General features: G+C 59.8%; 7 protein-coding genes and 1 pseudogene. 5 read left to right on the forward strand and 3 right to left on the reverse strand.

All coding sequences use genetic code 11. The features are described from left to right. Window positions 1-296: pseudogene (locus IRZ24_RS13880) on the forward strand (6-carboxytetrahydropterin synthase); the annotation flags it as partial. A 16-nt stretch (window positions 297-312) separates the two neighbouring features. Here the strand turns inward: IRZ24_RS13880 and IRZ24_RS13885 are convergent. Next, window positions 313-1,437: a patatin-like phospholipase family protein gene (locus tag IRZ24_RS13885; protein WP_297165248.1), complete on the reverse strand. Its 1,125-nt coding sequence runs from the start codon at window positions 1,435-1,437 to the stop codon at window positions 313-315. Window positions 1,438-1,901: 464 nt separating this feature from the next. Here IRZ24_RS13885 and IRZ24_RS13890 point away from each other — a divergent pair, with 464 nt between their 5' ends. The 3 genes from IRZ24_RS13890 to IRZ24_RS13900 all read left to right on the forward strand — a co-directional run bounded on the left by IRZ24_RS13890 (window position 1,902) and on the right by IRZ24_RS13900 (window position 4,655). Then, window positions 1,902-2,477, forward strand: a complete 576-nt coding sequence (locus tag IRZ24_RS13890; RefSeq protein WP_297165250.1) for a hypothetical protein — start codon at window positions 1,902-1,904, stop codon at window positions 2,475-2,477. Between the two features lie 38 nt (window positions 2,478-2,515). After that, complete coding sequence (locus tag IRZ24_RS13895; RefSeq protein ID WP_297165252.1) at window positions 2,516-3,538, forward strand: hypothetical protein; 1,023 nt, start codon at window positions 2,516-2,518, stop codon at window positions 3,536-3,538. Between the two features lie 133 nt (window positions 3,539-3,671). After that, window positions 3,672-4,655: an NAD(P)-dependent oxidoreductase gene (locus tag IRZ24_RS13900; protein WP_297165254.1), complete on the forward strand. Its 984-nt coding sequence runs from the start codon at window positions 3,672-3,674 to the stop codon at window positions 4,653-4,655. A gap of 165 nt (window positions 4,656-4,820) precedes the next feature. Here IRZ24_RS13900 and IRZ24_RS13905 read toward each other — a convergent pair whose 3' ends face one another. Further along, window positions 4,821-5,924 (reverse strand): aminopeptidase, encoded by a 1,104-nt coding sequence (locus tag IRZ24_RS13905; RefSeq protein ID WP_297165255.1) that lies wholly within the window; start codon window positions 5,922-5,924, stop codon window positions 4,821-4,823. Window positions 5,925-6,306: 382 nt separating this feature from the next. On the opposite strand from IRZ24_RS13905, the gene IRZ24_RS13910 reads away from it, so the two are divergent. Then, a complete protein-coding gene (locus IRZ24_RS13910) occupies window positions 6,307-6,507 on the forward strand; it encodes a hypothetical protein (protein ID WP_297165256.1) in 201 nt (66 codons plus the stop codon). Between the two features lie 135 nt (window positions 6,508-6,642). Here the strand turns inward: IRZ24_RS13910 and IRZ24_RS13915 are convergent. Next, window positions 6,643-7,740 (reverse strand): class I SAM-dependent methyltransferase (locus IRZ24_RS13915; protein ID WP_297165257.1); only part of this gene is annotated, 1,098 nt, incomplete at its 5' end.

Here is a 7,740-nt window from a genome sequence, read left to right on the forward strand (position 1 = left end):
ATCATCGTTTCTTGCTGCCGATGAAGAACCCCCATATCGAGCTTATTGCCTCCGCCGATGAGTGGGAGATCCGCTTTCGAGAGAAACGCTACGTCTTCCCACGGGCCGATGTGGTGGAGCTGCCGATCGATAACTCAACGGCAGAGCGCCTGGCCGAGTACATCGCTCAAGAGCTGCTGGAGGCTCTGACCCCCTACAATACCTTGAATGTGCAGAGGCTGACTGTGGGTGTCTCGGAAGCTCCGACCCAGGTGGCCTACTGCTATCTCGATCTGCGGGGGCACCTGCCCGGTTGAGGCAGTGGCCGCCTGTCTAGGGCGCTGCTGGTGGCTGGCGGCCTTCTGTCACCTGCCTGAAGAAGAAGCGCTCTGCGGCGGCACGGCCCCGGCGATAGAGGGCTTCGACCTCGCTGGGCTTGAGATCGAAGCGTGTGGCCCCAATTTTTCCGACGGGGATGCAGATGGTATGCATGAACCCGCGCCAGTGAGAGCGCTGCTCGAGCATGAAGAGGCGGTCATGAGCCGAGAGCATGGTAGCGAGCAGGGCCTGACTAAAGGCGATCAGCTTGCCTGGTAGCGGTAGCTTCGCCAGCTCCGCCTGTGCTGCCTCCGCGCTCTCGCCTTCGTCACCATCTCCGTCATCGCCCTCGCTGCAGTCCTCGCTGTCGCCTTCGCAGAGATGAAAGCCAAGGAGAGGCCGAGGCGCTTCACCGTCAGCAGGCATCAGCGAGAGCAGCGGGAAGCCGCTCACAAGGCCCCCATCGACGATATAGCTGAGACCACCGTCAGGACGCTGTAAGGTGACAGGAATGTAGAAGAAAGGAATACTGGCACTCATGCGCACAGCACGAGCGATGTCTAGCTGGTCGGGATCAAGACCATAGCTGGCACGCGCGCTGTGCAGGTCCTGGGGAAGCTGCAGCAGCCGCCGGCGGCTGATGTCGGCAGCTATGACGGTCAGGCGATAGCGCGGACCTCGCTCTGCCTCCGGCCCATCTGCCGCAGGCAGCCGTAGATCACCAAAGCGGCGTAGACCGCGCGCCTGCAGTAGCTCGCGCATGAACTGCTCGAGGTAGTTGCCAGAGTGAAGACCGAGTTTGAAAAGTAGCTGGCTTACCTGATGTAAATGCAGACGGTCGTCAGCGATCCCATCGGCAAAGCGCCGATAGTCGATGGCGCTCATGATGGCGTGGAGTTCGGCGGCGCTGTAACCGGCGGCTACCAGGGCAGCGATCATGGCGCCAGCAGAGGTGCCAGCCAGACGCCCCCAGCGATAGCCGCGCTCCTCGGCAACGGCCAGGGCCCCTATGTGAGCCAAGGCCCGCATGCCGCCACCTTCAAAGACGGCATCGGCGACCAGGGCGGGAGAGCAGGATGTCGGCGTGAGAGGCTCTGATGCTGAAGGAGGTGGAAGAGAGAAATCAGGTCCTTTGAACATGTTGGAGTGGACCTCCAGGATACGAGGATGTCGGCGCGCGTCAGTATGCGCTTGGAAGGGAAGAGGTATAGTTTGTCTGGGAGAGCGATTGTGTTCTCAGGTGGACGCTCTCTAGAATAAGTATACCCTGATTTCAGTAGAAAAGAAAAGTCTCTGGACGGGCAAAAATGCAGCGATGCTCTAGCTCTTCCATCCCGAGTATTACCTCTGTGCTATCTTAACGGTTTTTTTCTATGCAGGACGCCCCAGTCCGTGATAGAATGGCGAACGCAGAATCGTGAGATCGCGCCCACTGCAGCCAGGCGAGTGCCTCACCCCTCGACGGGCAGGCTCTGAAGCCAGCGTCTCTCTCATCGGCTGATACTCGCTGCGCTGCTGTTGCGCCGCAAACGCTGGTCATGAGCCGAGTCCGACTAAGGGGCGGGTGAGCGTGCACCTTCTCTCTTCCTCCGATGGCGACGACGATGGACAAGGTCTATTATCTTGATTTGCAGACCCTCCTGGATAACCTGCAGGGGCAGTCGGCGATTCTCTCAACGACGGTGAGCGTACCCTCTGTGCGCGGCACCTGCCAGGGCCTGGTCTTTGTGAAGGATGGCACAGTGCTTGAAAGTTTAATCCAGGGGCCGAATGGCGCTCTGCTCGCGAGCGGTGCCCGCGCTTATGCGCTGCTGAGCAGTCGGGACCAGTGGCAGGTGCGCATTCAGCCAGATGTGGAGCAGATTCTGCGCACCATGATACAGCCTGCCCTGCCTGAGTCGGAGCCAAGACCAGGCCCGGGGTCCCGATCGCCTCAGGCCGCGCTTCCTCCTGCTGGCTCTGCTTCTTTCTCGCTCTCGCCAGTTCCCCGGCCGCTGCGCCCGCTCGATGCTCAGTTGCTGGCGGGCTTCAGTATGCGCCAGCGCTTCGTCTTGCGCCTGGTCTTCACAATGGTCAATGGCGAGCGCTCGGTCGAGCAGATTAAGGCTCAGCTGAATCTCTCGCCGGCGGTGGTTGAGGAAGCGCTGACGACGCTGCGCACCCTGGGTGTGATCAGCTAGCTCAACGCTGCAGCTTCGCTACGATGGAGGATGATCTCATGAAATCCTTGTTGGCCTGGTGGTTCCGCCTGACGCTCCCCAGGCATCTCCCGGAGACAACGCCGGTTGAGCGTGAACGCGCCCGCTATGCGCGCTTGACCAGCACTTTCGGGCTGGTCATTGCTCCGCTTGGCCTGCTGGCTTTTATCTATGGTGCCTTGACTTCTTTGAATCCAATCGCTCCTTGGATCGAGGGCGTGGCTTGTTTCTGCGCCCTGGCTTCTCCGCTACTGAACCGCTGGGGCTTTACCACTGTGGCCGCCTCCTTGCTGGTGCTGAATTCGGTGATCAATTCGGTGGGAAACCTGGTGACAAATCCCCTCGACCCGGTCTATGTGGGGATCTTCAGCGCGCTGGTGATCCCGGTGGTGCTGGCCGGCGCTTTGCTCCCCCCAGTGGCGGCCCTCGTGACCAGCTTCTTGAATAGCGCCGTCATTATCGGCCTGACGCTCTTCCAGCAGCATACTCCCGAGTATGATCGCTGGCTCCGCCTCGGCTATGGCTCTATTATGATCGCTCTGCCTATTGCTCTGCAGTTGATCGTGGGAATCATCACTTATGTGATTATGCGCTATCTGATCGCAACGATCCGCCGCGCCGACCGGGCAGAGGAGATCATTGCTCTGCAAAAGGAAATCGCTGAGTATCAGCGTCAGCGCGCTCAGGAACAGCGCCAGCTTGAGGAGGGGATCGCTCAGATCGCTCAGGTTCACGCCGCCGTGGCCAATGGCAATCTCGATGCGCGCGTCCCTACCGGTCAGGAGGGGGTGCTCTGGCAGATCGCTGTTCCTCTCAATAATCTGTTGAACCATGCACAGCAGTGGAAGCGGAATTCTGACCTGCTTGAGCATACTTATGCACTCGCCCATCAGTTGGTGCGCTATTTGCAACGTTGTCGCTTGCAGCAGGTTCCAGCAGTCTTTACTCAGCCAACGGGCACACCCCTCGATCCTATTTTGCCCGAAATTCAGTACTTGAGTGAGAAGGCCACCAAAACGAACCGTACGTCGCCTCTGCCGTGAGCAGAGGACCGGGGGTTCTCTGTGTCTGCTCTCTTGCTGTGCGCGCCCGTACGTCCGGTCAGGGCCGGCGTTCGTGGCGCGTTGCGATTCCTATTCAAACTATGCTTCTAGCTAGAAGGAGCTTGGCTTAAGTATGCGAGTCCTTGTGACGGGTGCTTTTGGCAACATCGGCTTCAGTTCGGTGCAGGAGCTGCTGCGCCAGGGCCATGCGGTCCGCTGTTTCGATCTGCGTACCAGGCGCAATGAGCAGAAAGCGCTGCAGATCAGCCGTGAGGCGGGCGAGCGGGTGACAGTGCAGTGGGGTGATATTCGTCAGCGCGAGGCGCTGGCTGAGGCGGTCCGTGATCAGGATGTGGTGGTCCATCTGGCCGCGATTCTGCCTCCTGACAGCGAGGAGCAGCCGCAGCTAGCCTACGAGGTGAATGTAGAGGGGACGCGTAATGCGATTGAGGTGGCGCGGCAGCAGCCTCGGCCTCCACGGTTCCTCTTTAGTTCGAGCCTGGATGTCTTTGGTCATACGCAGGATCAGCCGCCGCCGCGCAAGGTGACTGATCCGGTGCAGGCTACTGATGACTATAGTCGCCATAAGTTGGAGGGGGAGGCTATGCTGAGGCAGTCGGGGCTGACGTGGGCTATCTTTCGCTTCGCTGATGTTCCTCCTCTGGGGCCAAGGCCGATCCATCCGATTATGTTCCGCATTCCTCTGGATACGCGCCTGGAGATGTTGCATACTTTCGACGCCGGGTTGGCGGTGGCTAATGCCGTCAGTAGTGAGGAGGTCTGGGGGAAGATCTGGTTGATCGGCGGCGGCCCTTCTTGCCAGGTGCGCTATCGCGATTATTTGAATCGGATGTTGGAGGTGATGGGGATTGGGTCACTGCCGGAGGAGGCCTTTGGCCACGAGCCGTATTGTACGGATTGGCTGGATACGAGTGAGAGTCAGCGGGTGCTGCGCTATCAGCGCCATTCTTTTGATGAGATTATTCAGGATGTGGCGAAATATGCGGCTCCTCCGGCGCCGGTGCGGGCTTTGATGCCCGTGCTGCGGCCGCTGGTGCGTCGGCAGATGCTGAAGCTCTCCCCCTACTGGCAGCAGGCTCAGGCTCGCTCGGCCTGAGCAGGGCAGGTTTTTCTCAGCGAGCGCTCAGGGCCGCCTTCCAGAGGGCGTGAGGCGCGCGGCTGGTCGGGTCCTTGTTGGCTGGTGCCTGGGACGGCCTGTCTGCGCGCCTCTTGTCTTTGTTCGGCGGTCGGGTCGCTACTGGCTTGCGAGCGACGGCTGGCCTTAGATGAGGATGCGCCCGTCTTTGAGAAAGAGGGTGTCGTCGACCCAGACTTCGCCTCCTTTGCGCAGGTCACAGATCATGTCCCAGTGCAGCGCTGAGCGGTTTTGTCCGCCGGCTTCGGGATAGCTGGCTCCCAGGGCTAGGTGAATCGTTCCGCCGATCTTTTCGTCAAAGAGGATGTTGCGCGTACTGCGCTGAATGTTCCAGTTGTTGCCAAAGGCGAATTCGCCGGCGATGCGGGAGCCGCTGTCAAGGTCAAGCATGCGCAGCAGATAGTCTTGCCCCTGACGGGCGCTGGCTTCGACGACTTTGCCGCCGGCGAAGACGAGGCGAATGCCTTCGACAAGGCGCCCATCGACGGCACTGGGCAGGTCAAAGGTGATGGTGCCCTCCAGGCTGTTTTCCACGGGGCTGGTGAAGATTTCTCCGCTGGGAAAGTTGCGCCGTCCGTCGCTGTTGATGAAGCGCCTGCCGACGATGGAGAGGGTGAGATCGGTGCCTTCGCTGAGGACACGGATGCGCTGTTTGCCTTCGAGCCAGGCGACGAGACGCTGCTGTTGCTGAGAAAGGGCCTGCCAGCGGGCGGCAGGGTCGGGATCGTTGAGAAAGCAGGCTTCAAAGACGAATTCTTCGAATTCGCTTAGGGAGAGGCCCGCGTCTTGCGCATAGGCTACGGTCGGATAGAGGGTCAGGCACCAGCGATAGCTTCCTTCTTGTTCACGCTGCTGGAGGCGGCTTCTAAGCAGGCCCTGGGTTTTGCGCCGGCTGGCCAGTCGGGCCGGGTCAAGGGTGGTGAGGGCGCTGGTGTTGCTTTCGGCTTCGATTCCTAGACGAGCGGCTATGCGCTCGGCAAAGCCTTCGAGGACTAAGGGTGTGTTTTGTAGTTGATCATCGCTCCCTTCCCTTAACAGGATTTCTTCCAGGCTGTCCAGGTTGAGCAGGGGTAGGGGATAGGCTCCAACGCGTAGGAGTTCGCGATAGACGTTCTCAATGAGAGGCGCGGCCAGTGGCGTGGATTGGATGGCGATGAGTTGGCCTGGTTGCGCCTGGAGGCAGTAGCCGACCAGGGTACGCGCCCAGCGTGCCAGTCGAATATCGTACATGGGATGCTCCTCTGCGTTCGAAGCTTGCTCTTTTCTTCTGGTTCTTTGATGATAGCACAGTGGATCAGGGGCTGACTACTCTGGCGGGGCTGGATGAGAGGCTGCGCGCTGCCCAGGGTTAGTCTCTCGTTGGTCAGGGTTTGGAAAAGATGACGGCTGGTGCGTTTTTCTTAAAGTAAAGAGGGGAGAGGCTCTTTCCCTCGTTGGTTGGATCTTGCTCTTGCCTGCTACGGCGGAAAGGAGACGGGGTTCGATGACGGCTCCAATGATGGCGCTTTTGCTGGCTGGGTTCATCTGTTTGACGGTTGGCATGGGTGGCCTCTTGTTGCGTAGCCTCAGGAGGAAGCAGAAGAGAGGTCGGGAAAGTAGAGCAGGGGGCGGCTTGCTGTCCGAACGTCGCCAGGCTGATGAGATGGCTAATCTGGCAAGCGATCAGCCAGAGAGTCAGCCGGGGAAGCATAGTCACCATCGCCATGCTCCTTTGCCGGAGATACCCCTTATCCCTCCAGGCCACCATCATGGTGGGTACGGCGGCGGCACCGGTGGCTCCTTCGGCGGTCACTCTTCCCACCACGGCTTTTGAGGCTGGCCTGCAAGGAGGAATGGACTTAGACTGCGCTTTTCCTCCTTGCGCGGCTGGTAATCTTGTTGTTCTGATGGGATGCCTGCGACCTTCTGGCTTCGCTGTGGTCAGTGGCTCTGGACTGCATCTTTTCTTTTATTGGGGCCTGTAGCCCCAGGCGGTGATCAGGGTGTAGAGGCCGCAGAAATCCTCTTGTTGGACCTCTGCTGTCGCCTGCTGGATGAGATGCCGCAGCTCCTCGCTGCTGGCTACTCCCATTTTGATCAAGAATGGCTGGATCAGCTCTTGAAGCATCAGCCAGTCTTTGAGCATGGCATAGTGGCTGTCAGTGCCCATTGAGAACTCAATGAAGCTGGCTCGTAGTTTCACGTCGGTGAAACCGGCCTGCCGCATCAATCTGGCGAGCACTGGCGTGATGCCGAAGTGGCGCCCATCGGCTGAAAAGCTCTGGCCCGCCTTTTTTAGTGCCTCGCAGATCAGGGCCTGGCAACGCTCGGCAGCCGGGCTGGTGGTCAATGCTGGCTCTGCTTCGGTCAGGCGCAGGACTCCCCCAGGCTTGAGGAGGCGATGGCATTCAGCCAGCAGCTTCGGCCAGGCCGCCGGTAGCATGAAGCCGACCAGTAGCCGCCCATTGATCAGGTCGAAGGAGGCCTTGGGAAAGGCCAACGGCTTCATGACGTCCATGACCTGGAAGTGGGCATTGTCCAGGCCACGTGAGCGCGCCTGTGCCTGTGCGTACTCGATGACACTCTGGCTGATGTCAACGCCGATCACTTCCACTTTGGGATAGGTAAAGGCGACTTCCAGAGCCCAGCCTCCGGGGCCGCAGGCCAGGTCAAGCACGCGTCCGCCGGCAGGCAGCGGTGGCCCGTCGGTAAACTCGGGGAAGAGGCCTCCCATGCCCCGGGTTAGCATCTGGTCTTGGTGCATCAGCCGCGCTAGCTCTCCTGCATGCTCGGAATCAATCATATAGGTGCTGCGGCTGTTTTCTAGCTCTTCACGCTGCTTCTCTTGAGGGTCCATCGTTCTCCTTCCTGGATTGGTCCTTTCTAGGCAAGCGGGAAGATGTTCTGTCAGCATTTGCCCGATAACAATGGCAATTAGCCGCAATTGTTTTCCTTCCTCTTCGCCTCGTCGCTCTATGCCGATGCCCCGATCAAAACCGCCCACTCCTCTAGCTGCCTCGCCTGCGGCCAGCGCGCCCGCCCCTCCCTCAGCAACTGCCTCACTTCC

The organism is Thermogemmatispora sp., from assembly GCF_019683755.1.
In the GTDB taxonomy this organism is placed as follows: Bacteria; Chloroflexota; Ktedonobacteria; order Ktedonobacterales; family Ktedonobacteraceae; genus Thermogemmatispora.